We start from the raw sequence: 17,566 nt of genomic DNA on the forward strand, positions 1-17,566 counted from the left end.
CCTGCTTTTTCTTTTAGAACCAGTCCGGCTCGTCCTCGTCCATGGCGGCGTCGCGCTCCGCAGCATGGCGGGAGGATTCCGATTCGCCGGCGCGCAGCTCCAGTGTCTCCGTCTGCGCCAGCGCTGCCTCCAGCAGCCCTTGCAGATCGGTCATGCCGTGCTCGATGCGCTCGACGATGCGCAGGTTCGGATTGGTGCTCGGCGACCGCGGCACAAACAGCGTGCAGCAATCCTCATAGGGCAGAATCGACGTCTCGTACGTACCGATTCGCACCGCGAGGTCGATAATCTCCTGCTTGTCCTGCATCACCAACGGGCGCAGCAGCGGCAGCACGGCGGCGCGGCCGATGACATTCATGCTTCCCAGCGTCTGCGAGGCGACCTGGCCGAGACTGTCGCCCGTCACGAGCGCATGCGCGCCTTGGCGCTCGGCCAGCCGTTCGGCGATGCGCAGCATCGCGCGTCGCATGAGCGTGATCGTCAAAGACGGCTGACCGGTCGACGCCAGGGCCGTCTGAATGTCGGTGAAGGGCACAATATGCATGCGCATTCGTCCGTCCCCGCAGCCGGCCAGCTTTCGCGCCAGCGTCAATGCCTTGTCCTTCGCCTCGTCGCTCGTGTATGGCGGGCTCGCGAAGTGTATCGCTTCGAGCTCCAGCCCTTTGCGCATCGCATGCCAGCCCGCTACCGGACTGTCAATGCCTCCGGACAACAGCAGCAGCGCCTTGCCGTTGGTGCCGTAAGGGAAGCCGCCGACTCCCGGCAGCACCTCGCAAAAGACATAGGCCGCGTTTTCTTTGATTTCCACGCGCAGCTCCAGCTGCGGGCGGTGGACGTCCACTCGCAGCTTCGGATACTGCTGCAGCACATGGCGGCCGACGAGATGATTCATCTCCTGAGAAGTATGCGGAAAGGCCTTCCACACCCGGCGCACCGTCACCTTGAATGTCTGCTCCGCTTCTCCCCGATGCCGAAGCACGGCCAGGGCCGCGCTTCGTATCCCCTCCAGCTGCGGCTCTGTGCTGCGTACGGGACTTACCGAGCCAATTCCGAATACCCTCCGCAGCTTGTCTGCCACCGGACGATAATCGAGGCCGTGCAGCGCAATATAAATTCTGCCGTATTCCTGCAGGACTTCCGATTCGGGAAAAGCGGCAATCGCCTGCTTGACCTGCTTGGCCATCCGCTGCTCGAATCGTCTCCGATTGCGTCCCTTCAGCGTAAATTCGCCGAGTCTTACCATGAGCAAGTCATAGCTGCCCGTCTCTGTCAATCGAGGCCCCTCCTTTAACCTTACCTTTAAACCAGCCGCCGCAGCGGCTTTAATTTCGCAACTGTCATACGTAATCGTTCCACAAGGCTGTCTATAGCCGCTTCCGTGTGCTCGTCTCCAAAGCTGATGCGAATGCCCGCCAGCGCCTCCACCTGGGAGTGCCCCATCGCCAGCAGCACCGCGCTCGGACGTTCGTCGCGCGAGGAGCAAGCCGATTTGGTGGAGACGATGACGCCGTGCTTCTCCAGCATATGGACGATGACCTCTGCCTTGAGACCCGGATAACACAAGGCGAGAATATGCGGCGCTGCCCGCCCTTCGCTCACCTCGCTCGTATCGCCGCCGATGAGGTGCAGCTCGGGAATAGCGCTGACGCCGCTCACCAGCCGGGCGCGAAGGCGACTCATCTGAACGTGCCGCGCTTCTTGCTGCTCCACTGCCAGACGCAGCGCCTTGGCCGCCGCGACAATCGCAGCGGTGTTGGGCGTGCCGGCACGCAATCCGGCCTCCTGCTTGCCGCCGCGCAGTTGGGCGTCCAGCAGCTTCGGATTGCGGACGTAGAGCCATCCCGCTCCGCGCGGGCCGCGCAGCTTGTGCGCCGACACGCTGAGCAGGTCGACCCCCCATTCCGCCGGCCGGACCGGCAGCTTGCCGACGCTTTGCACCGCGTCGACGTGATACAGCGTCTTGGGGCGGTCCTTGAGCAGCGCCCCGATTTCGGCGATCGGCTGCACCGCGCCGACCTCGTTGTTGACATGCATGATGCTGACCAGGATCGTGTCGGCGGTCAGCGCTTCGGCCACTTGTCCGGCCTTGATCCGCCCTTGCCGATCCACCGGCAAATACGTCACCCTGTAGCCCTCTCGTTCCAACTGTCGGCACGGCTCCAGCACAGACGGATGTTCAATCGCCGTCGTGACAATATGCCGGCCGCGGTGCCGCGCGGCGCGCGCCGCCCCCAGCAGCGCCAGATTATTGCTTTCGGTCCCCCCGGACGTGAAGACCCACTGTCTGCTCTCCCCGCCCAGCTGTGACGCAGCCGCCTCGCGAGCACGCTCGATGAGCTTGCTCGCCTCGGCGCCGGCGCGGTGCAGCGCGCCCGGATTCGCGTAATGGCGCGTCATGACCTCAGCCATTGTCCGCACGACATCCTCGCGAGGCGGCGTGGACGCGCAATGGTCGAAATATAACATTCTTTCCACTTTCCTCCTTCCTTGCGGTGCTGAAAAAAGAAAAGGACCTGCGTGGGGCAGGCGTGCGCCTCCCTCGCAGGTTGGGTCCTCCTGCCCGTCTCCGGGCGGCCAATCGGCAAAGCCGATTTTCGTCACGATGCGTCGTATTGCCGGTAAGCGTCCATGACTTTGCCCAAATAATTCCGAGTTTCTTCCGGAAGACGCGAGAGACCTGCCTGTATGGCCTGGTCGTCGTGCAACCCGAGCCGATCGACCCTGCCCGGACCGGCATTGTAGGCCGCGAGCGCTGTCAACGTATTGCCGTCGTATTTGCGCAGCAGCTCACTCAAATAACGCGTACCCCCATTAATATTCTGCACCGGATCGTACGGATTCGTCACGCCAAGTCCGCGCGCCGTCCCGGGCATCAACTGCATCAAGCCTTGCGCGCCTGCGGACGATACCGCATCCAGACGAAATTCCGACTCGACGTCGACGACCGCTTTGATCAGCGCGGCATCCACGCCGTATGTACGAGCAGCTGTGTCGATCAAGCCGTCGAACCGGTCTCGGCCCCAGCTTGGCGCAAGGGCCGTCGAATCGGAGCTCGCGTCGCTTGGCGCCGCTGTCGAAGCAGTAGCAGCAGGGACCCCCGCAAAGACGCTCGGCGCCGAGGTTCCTGATGAGAACAGCTCCGTCACCGGACGAATCCGCGCGATCGGCAGCTCCGTCGAGCTGCTCAGCAGCTGCTGCAGCAGCGAATCGAACGATGCGCCGGCGCTCGTCCCGACGGCGGTGCGCTGTGTGACAGTTTCTGCCGGACGCCAGTCCAGCTTCAGCATGCTCGAGACCATGCGGGGATCAATCGACATCGACATTATGGGCCTCCTTCCGATTCGTTTACATTTCTTTCATTGTACACCTTTTGCATGTCCGCCGCCAGTCCCATAAAACAAGCCGGCGGCACTGGGATGCCGCCGGCTCGCATCTAGAGCAGGCTGTAATAAAGAGGGACTACTACCAGATTGACGACGAATGCAATCAGTCCAAGCGCAATTGACCAGACGCCGAGCCGCCTCCCGCCCTGACGATAAGCCATCGCCCCGAGCACGACAGCCGCCGCCCCCAGCAGCAGAGGCCAGACGAACCAAGAGGCGATGGCAAAGCCCAGCGCCGTCCAGCCGAGAGCTCGGCCGGCGTCGCGCAAGTCTGCCTCGCCTTTGGCCACCCGTTCGCTGCCGGATTGCCCGGGCGCAAACGGGGCCAGCTCGGCCGATGCCTCTACTTCATCCGCGGATCGTCGCGGCGGCCTGCTTCCATGCTTGTCAGCAGCCACAGCTTTCGTCCTTTTGCTTGAACGTGTGGCAGCAGGTTACGGAGGAAGAATTCGCGGCATCCCGGTGCTCCGCACCGAGTCCTTCGTCGGCAAATTCCGTATCCATGTCGGCATGCTTGTCCACGTCGATCATAATCTGATCCGCCGCGCACTGATTGCCATGCTCCCAGAATGAACAGTTGGACACGCTGCATTTTACGCCCTTCGGCATATCGATCACCTCCGTTAACAATTTTCCCGTTACGGAGGTCGGCTATGCCGCCCTATTTCTGGCGCTGCATCCGTTGCTGCGTCATATAGTCGCTTTCGTAATACGACAGATCGTCGCGCAATTCCTCAAATACCTTGGACAGACCAAGCACGATATCGCGCGCCGGGCGAACCGGTTTGAAGAGAAACCGGATCGCATCCTGACCGGTATATGCGTATCTTCCGTCCTCGGAATAGCCTTCATTTTTGGGATAAAAATATCCGTTTACGCAATTGTGATACACATCGTACAAGGCGCGTTCGCCGAATTGGCCGTCAAAATTCGGTCGGCGCAGCGTCACCCCGAGCTTTTCGTACGACACCTCGGAAAACACCAGCAAATGGCGAAGATCCGAAAGCAATCCTTTATAAAAAGGTTCCGCGTTGTCGCCTTCTTGGCCTGCGGCAAGTGCAGGAATGGAATATTCATTCAAAAAAGCTTCCAGCTGGCCGATCACGAGCTTTAATTTTTCCCGAGTCGTTTCACACAGCTGTTTCACGTTGGCAGATGGCATAAGATGCTGTCCCCTTTCATTTCCCCAAACACATGTTACGTTTATCACCCCAATGGTACCACAAATTGCATCGAAGTGATACTGCTGTTTGACCCGGCCAGACGTATATTTTCGATTCGTCAGCCTGATGCTAAACGTATTTCCCAGCGAACCTGACGATCATGGAGGTGCACGTACAAATGCGACGAATGAAATGGATGCTGTGGGCCGCGCCGCTCGCTCTCGCAGCGCTGCTGCTGCTGATGCGGCCGGCTGCCGCGCCGCCTACCCAGGAGGCGGAACCGCCTCCAGCCGGCAGTGATACGGCCCGCGAGGAGAGCCGCTGGAAAAGCGCTGCGGTCCAAACCGATATGGCGCTGACCGCCAAGCTCTGCGCCGCCTCGTGCGACAAAGCATTGCAGCAAGCGCTCGCGGATATGCGGCAAGGCGACCAGGATGCGGTCCGCCGCATGATGAAGCGTCATCCGCATATGCGCTTTGTCGCAAGCCATAGCGGCGAGACCGGCACACTGGCGCCGGAGTTGCAGTCGCTCTGGCGCACACACTACAAGCAGGCTCAGCTAGCGATGCAGCAAGGCAAGCCGTACCGCTCCGAGCTGATGGAGCTGAACGGCCGTCACTATATGATCGTCGGCGCCCGCGAAGCGCCGGACTCCGGCTCCAAGGACGGACACGACGATGGACTTGTCGCGCTGGTCCGTCCCGACATCGTCACCGAGGTCGAGCGCCATCAGCGCCGCAACCTGCGGCTCGTCCCCTATCCGGAGGAAGGCCGTTACCGGACCGAGTCGATCACGCCCGGCACGATGCACGATATGACCGTCGACAACGGCGAGGCCAACGGCAACGCCAGCCATTATTACGACAACGAAGTAGTCGTGCGCTTTCGCGAGGACCCGGAGCCTTCGGAATTGAAACGGATTCAGCGCGAAATTGGAGCCCACAGTGTCCGCAAGCTCGGCTACACTTTTGTTTTCCGTTCGCATGCGATGGATACGAAAGCGCTCGTCGATTATTTCGACCGCAAGTGGCAACCCCACTATGTCGAGCCCCACTACCTGTACATGACGAACGACTCCGCGGGTGGAGGCGATAGCGCTGCGGATGCCGGCGCGGGCGCCTCGGTCGTACCCAACGACACGCTGTACTCGGACTATCAATGGAATCTGCCAAAAATTGAGACGGAGCAAGGGTGGGCGGTCGGCAAGGGCAGCGACGACGTGGTCGTCGCTGTGCTCGATACCGGCGTCCAGATCGATCATCCCGATCTGCAGGATCGGCTCGTGGCAGGCATCAATATTGTTGACAAATCAGCGCCGCCTGACGACGATGTCGGCCACGGCACTCATGTAACGGGCATTATCGCCGCGACGGTGAACAATCACGAGGGCGTAGCGGGCTTGTCCTGGTATAATCGGGTCATGCCCGTCAAGGTGCTGGACGGCTCGGGCGCGGGGACGACCTATTCCGTGGCGGAAGGCATCATCTGGGCGACCGACCACGGTGCCAAGATCATCAATATGAGTCTCGGCAACTACGCCTCGGCACAATTCCTGCACGACGCTATTCGCTATGCGTACGACCACGACGTCGTCCTGATTGCGGCCAGCGGCAACGACAATACCGAGCGTCCGGGTTACCCCGCCGCTTATCCCGAAGTGTTCGCCGTCGCCGCGACCGATCCGCACGACAATCGTGCCAGCTTCTCGAATTACGGCGATTACATCGACGTCGCGGCGCCGGGACTGAGCATCGCCAGCACCTATCCGGGCGACCAATATGCCGCGCTGTCGGGCACCTCGATGGCCAGTCCGCACGTCGCGGCGCTGGCGGCGCTGATCCGCTCCCACAATCCGGAGCTCGACAATGAAGCGGTGATGGAGCTAATGCGCGCTTCCGCGATCGACCTGGGCGCGCCGGGGCGGGACAGCTACTTCGGCTTTGGTCAGATCGACGTCGCCGGCGCGCTCGGCTTTTCTGCCCAAGGTGCGCTCGCGACCTCCGGGGCCGACCGGGTCGGGCCCCTCGAGCGCTTGCTGGCGCAGCTGAGACGACTGATCGGCGGGTAGCACAAAAAACCGCAGCAAGGCGCGAGCCTTGCTGCGGTTTCGTTCGTTCGCGGGAAGTTTGCCGTAAGCCGGGTTCTGTACTTCGCGTGGTCCAAGCGGGAACGACCCTCCCACGGATGAAGCGACAATCATCTGTCTAGACCGCCCATTGCTGAACGGTTCCAGCGACCAACCCGGACGCGCTCCGGTGCCAGAGCTGCGGCCGTAGCCGCCGCGTCCTCTCGGTCTTGCTCCAGATGGGGTTTACCAGCCGTACTGTCACCAGCACCGCTCGTGGTCTCTTACACCACGGTTCCACCCTTGCCTGTGGCCGCACTTGGCGGCCCATCGGCGGTCCGTTTCTGTGGCACTATCCTTCGGCTCGCGCCGACTGGACGTTATCCAGCATCCTGCCCTGTGGAGCCCGGACTTTCCTCCCGCAGCGCGATCGCTGCCGGCGATTGTCTGTCAAACTTCCCGGTTGTATCGTCCAGTATACTAGGAATTGACGTAAAGTCAAGTAGGCATGTCGGTCAACAAAACACGAACGGTTCGGTGTCGATCTGCGAAGCGGCTGCCACGGTTGCGCTGCCCCGCTTTTGCAGCTGTGCGTTGAGCCATTCGGCCACGCGCGGCTTCATCAGCTTTTCGATATTGTGGCCGGGATCAAGCAGCGCCAGTCCCGCCGCCGCCGCGTCATGCGCCGTATGGTAATCGAGATCGCCGGTGACCAGCACATCGGCTCCGCTCATCAGCGCATGCCGGACATATCGTCCGCCCGAGCCGCCGAGCACCGCAATCCTGCGCACGAGCCGCTGCGGATCTCCGGTCAGCCGCAGTGCCGGCACGCCGAATGCCTGCTTGGCGCGCTCCGCCAGCTCGCCCAGCGTGATCGCTTCGGCCAATCGGCCGACCCGCCCCAAGCCATAAGCCTGCCCTTCCTGCTGCAGCGCAATCAGATCATAGGCCGGCTCTTCGTACGGATGCGCCTTGCGCATCGCTTGCACGACGCGACGGTGGATGCTGTGCGGGACGATCGTCTCGATGCGCGCCTCCGCCACGCGCTCGAGCTGACCCGGCGCGCCGATATGCGGCCGCGCCTGGGCGCCGGGCAAAAAGCTGCCCATCCCCTCGGACACATAACTGCAGCAGCTGTAATCGCCGAGCGCGCCCGCGCCGGCCTGCCAGATCGCTTGCTGAAGCGATCTCTGGTGCTCGGCAGGCACATAGCAGACGAGCTTGTACAGCTTGTCGCGCTGCAATTCGTCCAGCACCTTGGTCTGCTCCAAACCGAGCATCTCCGCCATCCAGTCGTTGATGCCACCCGGCGCCACATCCAGATTCGTATGCGCGATATAGACGGCGATGTCATGCTTGATCAGCTTCTCGTACAAGCGACCGGCAGGCGTGGAAGTGTCGAGTCTCGCCAGCGGACGGTAAATGATCGCATGATGGGCAATAATCAGCTCCGCGCCTGTATCGATCGCTTCTTCCACGACAGCCTCGGTCACATCAAGCGCGACCAGCACCTTTTGCACTTGCTTTTGCAGCGTGCCGAGCTGCAGCCCGATTTTATCGCCTTCAACCGCGTAGTGCTTGGGCGCCAGTTGTTCCATTAGTTGAATGACGGTTTGTCCTTGCTCGTACAAGCCAGCACCTCCTTGATGGTCTCGATTTGTACTTGCACCTCGCGCGCTTTGTCCTTGGCCTCCGGACCCGAAGCCTTCCCCAGGCCTGCCGCGACTCGCTCCAGCTTTGCCTGCTCGCTCTCCCAGTGGCGACGCCACACCGCGCCGGCTTCACGCAGCAGCCACGGCCCGAGCCGATAGAGCTGCCGACCGGGCAGCGCGCGGCCGCCGCCGAGCACGAGAGCGCCGTCGGCGTACAAGCGCGCGTTGAGGCTCCGCGACTCCGCAGGCCGGCTAGCCCGCAGCACCTCGTATATTTTTCCGTCCTCTTCCAAAATCCGTTCGGCATCGAGGTACCAGTCGTGCCGGACCAGCCAGGCACGGACGAGCTCCGCGCCGATATTCGGCTGCAGCACGAGCTCCCGCACCCCTTCCAGCTTGCCTTCCCGGCGCCCCTTCTCCAGAATGTCCCGGATCAGTCCGCCGCCCATGCCGGCCAGGCAGATCGCTTCGACCTCGCCCGGAACCAACACTTCGAGGCCGTCGCCGCCGCGCACATCCACGCGTCCGCTTAGCCCGGCCGCCTTCACCTGCCTTCGCGCCGCCGCCAGAGGGCCTGGATTGTATTCGCCCGCGACGACCGCCGTCGCCAGCTTCTCCCGGATGAGATAGACCGGAAGCAAAGCATGGTCCGAGCCGATATCGGCGACGCGCTGCTCGCGCAGCAGTTCCGCAACGACAGACAATCGTTTTGATAATTCCATTCCCATTTACACAACCCACGCAATCCATTTTTTTCGGAGGAAAAACATGACCGCGCCCCCGATTGATAATTTGATCACCAGCTGCAAGGCCAGCTCGTCAGGCATCGGCAGCAGCAAGGCATGATAGACCTCCGGCATGAACCACAGCATAATGCTGGTCAGCAGCAGCACTGCCCCCGCCGGCTTGGACCAGCGCTGAAAAAACCAGCTGCCCCAGGCAAATACAAACGCAGCCGGCAGCCAAAAAAGCTGAACGTCGTACCAGGCCGGACTCTCCGTCCCCGCTGCCAGCATCGCGGCATATACCAGAATTGCGCCGAGCCAGCCGCACAAGTGAAGCAACGGAATGCGCAGCATGCAGCCCAGACCGATCCACAAAAGCGCGCAAAAGGCCAGCCACCCGGCCGCCGCACTCCAGCTCTCGTACCCGGCCGCGCGCAGCAGATGCAGACCGCCGATCAGCAGAATCAGCATGGATGCCCCGATCAGCGACAGCCCCGTCGCTTCGCTTCGCGACCGAATCCGCACCCCGTAGACAAACAATAATAACGTCGATGTCAGGACGATGAAAATTTGCAATATTGGATGAAGATCATTAAAATAAAGCAAGATTAACAAAATCAAGGAAGTTACGCCAAACCCTAAAAGCCAAGCTTTTCCGCTCGATCGCTGCAACGCGTCCGTCGTTTTGCCTAGCCAGCCGCCGGCCTTGGACGGATCGTCCACATACAAGTTCAACAAAAAATCGCAGTATTGGTCGGGCAGCAGCTTGCTACGCTGCCAATGCTCGATTTCATTTACAATGACCTTGCGGCGTTCCGCATCCATATTTCTATGAGTTCCCCCCATCCGTCTTTTATATCAAGAACTTATAAGTTCGATATATTGAACAAAAGGACCCTGCTGCCGTGTGCAGTAAGGTCCGATTTGCGGGGCTTTGGCGCCGAGCGGCTCGCGCCGCTATTCCAAAAAGTCCTTGAGCCGTTTGCTGCGACTCGGATGGCGAAGCTTGCGCAGCGCTTTGGCTTCAATTTGACGAATCCGTTCGCGGGTGACGCCAAATACTTTTCCGACTTCTTCCAACGTGCGCGTCCGTCCATCGTCCAGACCGAAACGCAGGCGCAATACGTTTTCCTCGCGCTCGGTCAAGGTGTCCAGGACATCCTCCAATTGCTCCTTCAGCAGCTCATACGCAGCCGCGTCGGCTGGGGCCAGCGCTTCCTGGTCTTCAATGAAATCGCCCAGATGCGAATCGTCTTCCTCGCCGATCGGCGTTTCCAGCGACACCGGCTCCTGCGCGATTTTCATAATTTCGCGCACCTTGTCGGTGCTCAGGTCCATTTCCGCCGCGATCTCCTCCGGCGTAGGCTCGCGTCCGAGCTCCTGCAGCAATTGGCGCGAAACCCGGATCAGCTTATTGATCGTTTCGACCATATGCACAGGAATACGAATCGTGCGCGCCTGATCCGCGATAGCCCGCGTGATCGCCTGACGGATCCACCAGGTCGCATAGGTGCTGAATTTGAAGCCTTTGTCGTGATCGAATTTCTCGACCGCTTTGATGAGCCCCATGTTGCCTTCCTGAATCAGGTCAAGGAACAGCATGCCGCGGCCGACATAGCGCTTGGCGATGCTGACGACGAGCCGCAGATTGGCCTCGGCCAGGCGGCGCTTCGCCTCTTCGTCGCCCTTTTCGATACGCTTCGCCAGCTCCACCTCGTCGTCGGCGGACAATAACGGCACGCGTCCGATCTCCTTCAGGTACATCCGCACCGGATCGTTGATCTTGATGCCCGGCGGCAGAGCCAGATCGTCGTCGAAGTTGAAGTCGTCGTCTCCCGCTTCATGCTCCTCGCTCGGTCCGCCCAGCGGCATATCCTCTTCGCGTTCGTTGACGACCTCGATGCCGTTGTCGTCAAGGAGCTCGAAAAATTCATCCATTTGCTCCGGATCCTGTTCAAAAGGAGCCAGCTTCTCGACGATCTCTTTATATGACAAGGAAGCTCTCTTTTTGCCCTGCTCGATCAGCTGCTCTTTGACCAGCTCCAGCTTTTGCTCGGTTTCTAGTTCAGTATGTTGATCATTGGCCATCGTCCGACTCCCTCCTCCCTAGAAACGTTCATCCGGTTCAGCCTTCAGCTGTCTCTCTAGGGCGTTGATCTCGATAAAAATTTGTGCGGCCAGCATATGATCGCCGGCACGTTCCGCACGTATGAATTCCTCCTTGCGCTCACCGAGTGTGCGCAGCTCCCGTTCGCGGCGAATGACGCGAACATAGCTGGAGACCAGGCGCTCGTCGAGCGGAGAAAGATCGTCCATCATGAGAATTGACGCCGCGGTGCGCTCCAGACGATCGTCTTGCAGCGATGCGATGAAGCGGCTGGCGTCCGGCTCGTTGCCTTCGGCATAATAAGCGTATAAATAAGCAGCGAGCGCTGCATGATCCTCCGCCACAAAAGCGTCGCCGAGCTGTTGCATCACAATGCTCGCGGCCTCCTCGCTCTGCATCATTTCATGCAGCAAGTGGCGCTCGGCCTTCCGATAAGCAGGGATTACGGGCGGGGGCCCGCCGCTGCGGCGCTTTTCATTCCTACCATTATTCCACGAATTATTGTTATTATCCCCTGTCTCGCTTGATTTTTGCATCTGCATGTGCATACGGTGACAATCCTGCTTGAGCGTCTCCAGCGACATGCCGAATTCGGCGGACAGTTCTTTCAAATAAAATTCACGCTCGATTGGCGAGTCAAGCTCGGCAATGAGCCGGACCGCATCCTTCACGTATCGCATGCGTCCTTCTTCTTCTACCATTGTATGGCTGTTTCGCGAATATATAAGCTTAAATTTGACGGCCGATACCGGGTGCCCGATTATTTCTTGACGGAATCGCTCGGGACCGTTCTGCCGAATGAAATCGTCCGGGTCCTGCCCCTTCGGGAGCACCGCCACCCGCGTCCCAAGACGCGCCTTTTCCAGAATCGGCATCGCCTTCAGAGCCGCTGCTTGCCCCGCGCGATCGCCATCGTAGCAGATGAGCACCTCCGACGCATTCCGCCTGAGGATCGCCGCGTGCTGCTCGGTCAGAGCCGTCCCCATTGTCGCCACCGCTTCTTCCACGCCGGCGCTCCACGCTTGAATCACGTCCATGTATCCTTCGCACAGCACTGCTTGTCCGCTTTTGCGCATGTTCGATTTGGCTGCGTGGAAGTGATAGAGACTCCCGCTCTTGTTGAATAGCGGCGTTTCCGGAGAATTGAGATACTTCGGCTGGCCCTCGCCGAGCACCCGCCCCGCGAAGGCTACGACCTTGCCGTCTCTGTCCCATAGCGGGAACATGATCCGGTCGCGAAAGCGGTCGACGTAGCCGCTGCCGTCGTTTTTAGCCGATACGAGCCCTCCCTTCTCCATCAGCGCCATATCGCACTCCCGCCTTGTCAGGAACGTGACCAGCGTATCCCAGCGGTCCGGTGCGAAGCCGATGCGAAACTGCTCGATCAGCTTGTCCGTGATGCCGCGCGACGCCAGATACTGCTTGGCCGCGCGTCCGAATTCGGTATTCAAAAGCAGGTAGTTGTACAGCTTGGCCGTCAGCTCATGCGCCTCGAGCATCAGCTCCCGCTCCCGCTGCTTCTCCGGCGGAATCGTGGATTGCGAGCGCGCCCACGTGACGGACATTCCCGCTTCCTCAGCCAGGGCCGTGACGGCTTCGGGAAAGCTGTACTCCTCCATACGCGCAATGAACTTGATTACGTCTCCGCCTTCTCCGCAGCCGTAGCAGTGAAAAATCTGTTTTTCCGGCGTCACGGTGAAGGAGGGCGTTTTTTCGGAATGGAAGGGGCACAAGCCCTTCATATACTTGCCCTGCTTGGTCAGGTGAACGTATTTGCCTACGGTATCCACGATATCGTAACGACGCAGCACTTCCTTGATTACGTCCTCGGGAATACGTCCTGGTGCCACCGTCTATCACCTTCATCCTAGTAACACGTAATAACTATTCGCTACGGTTCACCGAACTCCTGCAAATTTTGCAAAACTTTTGTCAGCTTTTGCTGGAAACGGCGCCGGTCCTCGGCCGTCATCGCGCGAGGCCCCTTCGAGCGCTTGCCCTGACGCCGCAGACGCGCCTGCTCGTGACGCCGTTCCATCAAAAAATCAATCGACGACTGCTCGTAGCGCTGGCCCCGATTCGACAGGACAATCGCGCCCTTGGCGAGCACGACCGAAGCAAGGCCAAAATCCTGCGTCACGACGATATCGCCTGTCCGAACGCGGTTGAAAATGTAAAGGTCCACCGACTGGCTGCGGCGGTCGACCTGCACGACCGCTACAGCCGGCTCCGCCTCCATGCGGTGGTCGTAGGACGCGACAAGCAGCACGGAACAATCATATTGTCTGGCCGTATCGATAATTTCGCGTTTGACGGGGCAAGCGTCGGCATCCACGATTATCGTCGGCCCTGGCTCCTGCTCCATGGCACTCCCCCCTGTAATCTCGTCGTCTATGAGCGCCGGATGCAGGATGACAAATGCTGCCTGTCATCTCTTATTACGAATACGATGCAAGGCGCCAATTTCCTGCCGCTGACGGCTTTTCAATTCGCGCCGATGAAATGTCGAAATGTGAGGTGCGATTTTTCTTGACATTCAGCTCCGCACTTGTTCCATAATCAAGCTCGCCGTCTCCTCAACCGCGCGCCGCGACACGTCAATGACGACGCAGCCGAGCCGATTCATAATTCCGGCCGCATATTCAAGCTCCATCTCAATGCGTTCTGTCGTCGCATAAGAGGCGCTGTCCGGCAGTCCGAGCGCCTTCAGACGTTCCTTGCGGATCTGATTGAGATAGCTCGTGCCGATGGTAAGGCCGACGATTTTCTTTTTGGGAATGGCGAACAGTTCCTCCGGCGGCTTGAGCTCCGGGACAAGGGGGACGTTGGCCACCTTGAACTTGCGGTGGGCCAGGTACATCGACAACGGCGTTTTCGACGTCCGCGAGACGCCGACGAGCACGATGTCCGCCTTGGACACCCCGCTCGGATCCTTGGCGTCGTCGTAACGGACGGCGAACTCCACGGCCTCCACCTTGCGAAAATAATCTTCGTCGAGCACATGGTTCAACCCCGGCTCCTGGCGCGAGGCCTTGCCGGTCTTCTGTTCGAGGCTGCCGATCAGCGAGCCGAGCAGATCGATAGCCACGACCTCACGACGCTCGCCGAGCTCGGATATATGCCGTCGCAGATGCGGACGCACGAGCGTATACAAGACGATCGCATCCTGTCGCCCCGCTCTAGTCATCAGCTCGTCGATCGTGCCTTCGTCCTGGATGAACGGCACGCGCCTGATTTCGTGATTGACCGGATGGAATTGGGCGATCGCGGCTCGTACGACCAGCTCCGCGGTATCGCCGGCGGAATCGGACGCGACATAAATGATGACGCTTTTCAAGCTGCCGTTTTTGTCATGCACGGAACATGCCCCCTCTGCGGTCTAGGCTTGCCATACCAGCTTGGAAAAGTCCGCAAGCTTGGCGATATCCGAAGCCACGGCAGCCAGCAGCGCCAGCCGATTGGCTCGCACGGCCGCATCCTCCGCCATGACCATGACCCGATCAAAATACGCCGTCACCGCCGAGCGCAGCGAAGCCAAACGGAGCAGCGCCTCGGCCGCGTCGCCTTCGTCCAGCGCGGCGTTCACCTGCTCGCTTGTGCTCTGCCAGCGCGTATAAAGATGCCGCTCCTCCTGCTCCACGAACAGCGCCGGGTCGACAGCCGCGCCCTCGTCCTTGGCGGCCAGATTAGCCACGCGGTTGAACGCATCGACGACCAGCTTGAACTGCTCCCGTTCCTCGCCGCTCGCTTGGGCAAACACGGCCGACGCGCGCTCTACCGTCATGCGCAGATTGTCGAAGCCTACGCTCATCACCGCGTCCACGACGTCGTATCGAATGCCGTGATCGGCCAGCATCGTCTTGACGCGAAGCCCGAAGAAGTCGTGCAGTTCCTTGGCAATGTCCGTCCGCTCGCGCTTCAAGCCGCGCCCGGCATGAACATCCAGCGCCAGCTCGAACAACGCATCCAGCCGGAAAGCAAAGCCGTGCGTGATGATCGTCTGCACGATCCCCGCCGCCTGGCGCCGCAAGCCGTAAGGGTCCTGCGAGCCGGTCGGTACAATGCCGATGGCAAAGCATCCGGCAATCGTATCCAGCTTGTCCGCGATGCCCACGATGGCGCCGACGACCGAAGCCGGCGCCGAATCGCCGGAGAAGCGCGGCTGGTAATGCTCGAACACCGCGCGCGCGACCGCTTCCCGTTCGCCGGCCTTGCGCGCGTAATCCTCGCCCATGATACCCTGCAGCTCGGGAAATTCGTAGACCATTTGGGTGACCAGGTCGAATTTGCAGATGGCCGCAGCCCGGTGGATGTCGCTCGCCTGTGTCTGATCCGCTCCGCTCAGTTCCGCCAGACGGTCCGCGATCGCCACGACGCGCCGCACTTTGTCTGCCGTCGACCCGAGCTCCTCGTGGTACACGATCGACTCCAGCTTGACCAGCGCATCCGCGATCGGCAGCTTTTGATCCTCCGCATAGAAGAACTTGGCGTCCGACAGACGCGCCCGGAGCACCTTTTCGTTGCCGCGCGCGACCGTCTCCAGCGCCGTGCGATTGCCGTTGCGCACCGTTACGAAATACGGCAGCAGCGCGCCGTTGTCGTCCTTGACCGGGAAGTAGCGCTGGTGCTCGCGCATCGAGGTGATCAGCACCTCCTGCGGAATGTGCAGGAACGACGGATCGAACTGGCCGAACAGCACGCTGGGCGTCTCGACGAGGAAGAGCACTTCCTCCAGCAGATCCTCCTTGATCTCGATATGCCAGCCCTTCTCCTGCGCGAGCGCCCGGATCTGTTCCTGGATCAGCGCCTCCCGCTCGGCCACATCGGCGATCACGTGCTGCTGACGCAGACGCTCCACATAGTGCGAGGGGCGATCAATTTTCGTCTCTTGGCCGAGGAAGCGGTGGCCACGCGTCACATTGCCGCTCGTGACGCCTGCGATTTCCAGCGGCACGATCGTTTCGCCGTACAGCGCGGTCAGCCAGCGAATCGGCCGTACGAAGCGGAGCTCGTTGCTGCCCCAGCGCATATTTTTGGGAAAGGACATGCCGCGAATGAGCGAAGTCAAGCCCTCCGGCAGCAGCGCCTCGCTGGCCAGCCCCGCACTACGGCGCCGCGCGTACACATACTCGACGCCTTGCAGCTCCTTGAAGATCAGCTCGCCGGGCTCCACGCCTTGACTGCGGGCAAAGCCCAGCGCCGCCTTGCTCCAAGCGCCCTCGGCGTCCACGGCGATTTTGCGGGACGGTCCTTTCACCTCCTCGTCGATATCGGATTGCTTGTCCGCGACCTGCCGGGCAATGACGGCAATCCGGCGCGGCGTGCCGAAGGCCTCGAGCTCACCGTGTCCGATTCGCGAATCGGACAGCCAAGCTCCTACCTTCTCCTTCAGTTGGTTCATCGCGCCGCGCACGAACCGGGCCGGAATTTCCTCCATTCCGATCTCAAGCAGCAAATCGTTAGCCATTGCCGGACACTCCTTCCTTCAGCAGCGGGAAACCTAGCCGCTTGCGTTCTTCCAGGTATGCAGCAGCGCATGCGCGCGCCAGATTGCGGACGCGCATGATGTAGCCGGTGCGTTCCGTGACGCTGATCGCACCGCGCGCATCCAGCAGGTTAAACGCATGCGAGCATTTCAGCACATAGTCGTACGCCGGAAAGACGAGATGCTGATCCATCGTCTTTTGCGCTTCCTTCTCGTACATCGCGAACAGCTCGAACAGCATTTCCGTATTGGACGTCTCGAATGTATATTTCGAGTGCTCGTATTCCGGCTGCAAAAAGATATCGCCGTAGGTCACGCCGTCCACCCACTCCAGCTCAAAGACATTCTCCTTGTCCTGAATATACGAGGCGAGCCGCTCCAGCCCGTACGTAATCTCGACGGAGACCGGGGACGCATCGATGCCGCCAACCTGCTGGAAATAGGTGAATTGGGTAATCTCCATGCCGTCAAGCCAGACCTCCCAGCCCAGGCCCCAGGCGCCGAGACCGGGATGCTCCCAGTTATCCTCGACGAACCGAATGTCGTGCAGGAGCGGATCGATGCCGAGCTCGCGCAGACTGTCCAGATACAATTCCTGAATATTGTCCGGGGAAGGCTTCATGATGACTTGGAATTGATGATGCTGATAGAGCCGGTTCGGGTTTTCCCCGTACCGGCCGTCTGCCGGCCTTCTCGACGGCTCGACGTACGCCACGTTCCACGGCTCGGGCCCGATCGACCGCAAAAACGTCATCGGATTGAGCGTGCCCGCTCCCTTTTCCGTGTCATACGGCTGGACGACGATGCATTTTTGCTGCGCCCAATACTGCTGCAGCGTCAAAATCATACTTTGCACATTCATTGCTCGTTAGCACCCCTTCTCACGAATCCACAAGCCAAAAACTCCCGTCCCTATGTCTTGTGCGCACAAGACATAGGGACGGGAGAGATTCCCGCGGTTCCACCCTACTTGGCCATCGTTCGCC

16 protein-coding genes and 1 other RNA gene are annotated in these 17,566 nt (G+C 60.4%); 1 reads left to right on the plus strand and 16 read right to left on the minus strand.

What is annotated here, in order from left to right; translation table 11 throughout:
• Positions 1-13: 13 nt before the first annotated feature.
• From thiI to IDH44_RS04455, 6 genes are all read right to left on the minus strand, one after another.
• Positions 14-1,243, minus strand: a complete 1,230-nt coding sequence (gene thiI / locus IDH44_RS04430; RefSeq protein WP_190915551.1) for a tRNA uracil 4-sulfurtransferase ThiI — start codon at positions 1,241-1,243, stop codon at positions 14-16.
• Between the two features lie 56 nt (positions 1,244-1,299).
• A complete protein-coding gene (locus IDH44_RS04435; protein WP_190915553.1) occupies positions 1,300-2,466 on the minus strand; it encodes a cysteine desulfurase family protein in 1,167 nt (388 codons plus the stop codon).
• Positions 2,467-2,597: 131 nt separating this feature from the next.
• Complete coding sequence (locus IDH44_RS04440; RefSeq protein ID WP_190915105.1) at positions 2,598-3,323, minus strand: lytic transglycosylase domain-containing protein; 726 nt, start codon at positions 3,321-3,323, stop codon at positions 2,598-2,600.
• Between the two features lie 110 nt (positions 3,324-3,433).
• A complete protein-coding gene (locus IDH44_RS04445; RefSeq protein ID WP_190915107.1) occupies positions 3,434-3,781 on the minus strand; it encodes a DUF4190 domain-containing protein in 348 nt (115 codons plus the stop codon).
• The gene (locus IDH44_RS04450; protein WP_190915109.1) at positions 3,771-3,992 is read right to left on the minus strand and encodes a DUF1540 domain-containing protein; all 222 of its coding nucleotides are present in this window, start codon (positions 3,990-3,992) and stop codon (positions 3,771-3,773) included. The genes IDH44_RS04445 and IDH44_RS04450 overlap by 11 nt, the downstream gene beginning before the upstream one ends.
• Positions 3,993-4,044: 52 nt before the next feature.
• Positions 4,045-4,545: a YpuI family protein gene (locus IDH44_RS04455; RefSeq protein ID WP_190915555.1), complete on the minus strand. Its 501-nt coding sequence runs from the start codon at positions 4,543-4,545 to the stop codon at positions 4,045-4,047.
• A 179-nt stretch (positions 4,546-4,724) separates the two neighbouring features.
• On the opposite strand from IDH44_RS04455, the gene IDH44_RS04460 reads away from it, so the two are divergent.
• On the plus strand, positions 4,725-6,614 hold the full coding sequence (locus IDH44_RS04460; protein ID WP_190915111.1) for a S8 family peptidase: 1,890 nt from the start codon (positions 4,725-4,727) through the stop codon (positions 6,612-6,614).
• 49 nt (positions 6,615-6,663) lie between these two features.
• Here IDH44_RS04460 and rnpB read toward each other — a convergent pair.
• The 10 genes from rnpB to glyQ form a co-directional block, all read right to left on the minus strand.
• Positions 6,664-7,070: RNase P RNA component class A (rnpB, locus tag IDH44_RS04465), an RNA gene on the minus strand.
• Positions 7,071-7,126: 56 nt separating this feature from the next.
• Positions 7,127-8,242, minus strand: a complete 1,116-nt coding sequence (locus tag IDH44_RS04470) for a Nif3-like dinuclear metal center hexameric protein (RefSeq protein ID WP_190915113.1) — start codon at positions 8,240-8,242, stop codon at positions 7,127-7,129.
• A complete protein-coding gene (locus IDH44_RS04475) occupies positions 8,209-8,985 on the minus strand; it encodes a tRNA (adenine(22)-N(1))-methyltransferase (protein ID WP_190915115.1) in 777 nt (258 codons plus the stop codon). Before IDH44_RS04475 ends, IDH44_RS04470 begins: the two co-directional genes overlap by 34 nt.
• 6 nt (positions 8,986-8,991) lie before the next feature.
• Positions 8,992-9,813 (minus strand): hypothetical protein, encoded by an 822-nt coding sequence (locus IDH44_RS04480; protein WP_190915117.1) that lies wholly within the window; start codon positions 9,811-9,813, stop codon positions 8,992-8,994.
• A 132-nt stretch (positions 9,814-9,945) separates the two neighbouring features.
• Positions 9,946-11,076, minus strand: a complete 1,131-nt coding sequence (gene rpoD / locus IDH44_RS04485; protein ID WP_190915119.1) for an RNA polymerase sigma factor RpoD — start codon at positions 11,074-11,076, stop codon at positions 9,946-9,948.
• Positions 11,077-11,094: 18 nt separating this feature from the next.
• Positions 11,095-12,945 carry a DNA primase gene (gene dnaG, locus IDH44_RS04490; protein WP_190915121.1) on the minus strand — a complete coding sequence of 617 codons (1,851 nt, stop codon included), beginning with the start codon at positions 12,943-12,945 and terminating at the stop codon, positions 11,095-11,097.
• Between the two features lie 41 nt (positions 12,946-12,986).
• Positions 12,987-13,460: a YaiI/YqxD family protein gene (locus IDH44_RS04495; RefSeq protein ID WP_190915123.1), complete on the minus strand. Its 474-nt coding sequence runs from the start codon at positions 13,458-13,460 to the stop codon at positions 12,987-12,989.
• 171 nt (positions 13,461-13,631) lie between these two features.
• Positions 13,632-14,453 carry a pyruvate, water dikinase regulatory protein gene (locus IDH44_RS04500; protein WP_190915125.1) on the minus strand — a complete coding sequence of 274 codons (822 nt, stop codon included), beginning with the start codon at positions 14,451-14,453 and terminating at the stop codon, positions 13,632-13,634.
• Between the two features lie 21 nt (positions 14,454-14,474).
• On the minus strand, positions 14,475-16,562 hold the full coding sequence (gene glyS, locus IDH44_RS04505; protein ID WP_190915127.1) for a glycine--tRNA ligase subunit beta: 2,088 nt from the start codon (positions 16,560-16,562) through the stop codon (positions 14,475-14,477).
• Positions 16,555-17,442, minus strand: a complete 888-nt coding sequence (gene glyQ, locus IDH44_RS04510; RefSeq protein WP_190915129.1) for a glycine--tRNA ligase subunit alpha — start codon at positions 17,440-17,442, stop codon at positions 16,555-16,557. The genes glyS and glyQ overlap by 8 nt, the downstream gene beginning before the upstream one ends.
• Positions 17,443-17,566: the final 124 nt, after the last annotated feature.

Source organism: Paenibacillus sabuli (assembly GCF_014705605.1).
Taxonomy (GTDB): Bacteria; Bacillota; Bacilli; order Paenibacillales; family Paenibacillaceae; genus Paenibacillus_D; species Paenibacillus_D sabuli.

What these genes read in the sequence shown, in the direction of transcription:
- thiI (WP_190915551.1), bottom strand. Translation starts at nt 1,243, where the DNA reads ATGGTAAGACTCGGCGAATTTACGCTGAAGGGACGCAATCGGAGACGA.
- IDH44_RS04435 (WP_190915553.1), bottom strand. Translation starts at nt 2,466, where the DNA reads ATGTTATATTTCGACCATTGCGCGTCCACGCCGCCTCGCGAGGATGTC.
- IDH44_RS04440 (WP_190915105.1), bottom strand. Translation starts at nt 3,323, where the DNA reads ATGTCGATGTCGATTGATCCCCGCATGGTCTCGAGCATGCTGAAGCTG.
- IDH44_RS04450 (WP_190915109.1), bottom strand. Translation starts at nt 3,992, where the DNA reads ATGCCGAAGGGCGTAAAATGCAGCGTGTCCAACTGTTCATTCTGGGAG.
- IDH44_RS04455 (WP_190915555.1), bottom strand. Translation starts at nt 4,545, where the DNA reads ATGCCATCTGCCAACGTGAAACAGCTGTGTGAAACGACTCGGGAAAAA.
- IDH44_RS04460 (WP_190915111.1), top strand. Translation starts at nt 4,725, where the DNA reads ATGCGACGAATGAAATGGATGCTGTGGGCCGCGCCGCTCGCTCTCGCA.
- IDH44_RS04475 (WP_190915115.1), bottom strand. Translation starts at nt 8,985, where the DNA reads ATGGAATTATCAAAACGATTGTCTGTCGTTGCGGAACTGCTGCGCGAG.
- IDH44_RS04480 (WP_190915117.1), bottom strand. Translation starts at nt 9,813, where the DNA reads ATGGATGCGGAACGCCGCAAGGTCATTGTAAATGAAATCGAGCATTGG.
- rpoD (WP_190915119.1), bottom strand. Translation starts at nt 11,076, where the DNA reads ATGGCCAATGATCAACATACTGAACTAGAAACCGAGCAAAAGCTGGAG.
- IDH44_RS04495 (WP_190915123.1), bottom strand. Translation starts at nt 13,460, where the DNA reads ATGGAGCAGGAGCCAGGGCCGACGATAATCGTGGATGCCGACGCTTGC.
- glyS (WP_190915127.1), bottom strand. Translation starts at nt 16,562, where the DNA reads ATGGCTAACGATTTGCTGCTTGAGATCGGAATGGAGGAAATTCCGGCC.
- glyQ (WP_190915129.1), bottom strand. Translation starts at nt 17,442, where the DNA reads ATGAATGTGCAAAGTATGATTTTGACGCTGCAGCAGTATTGGGCGCAG.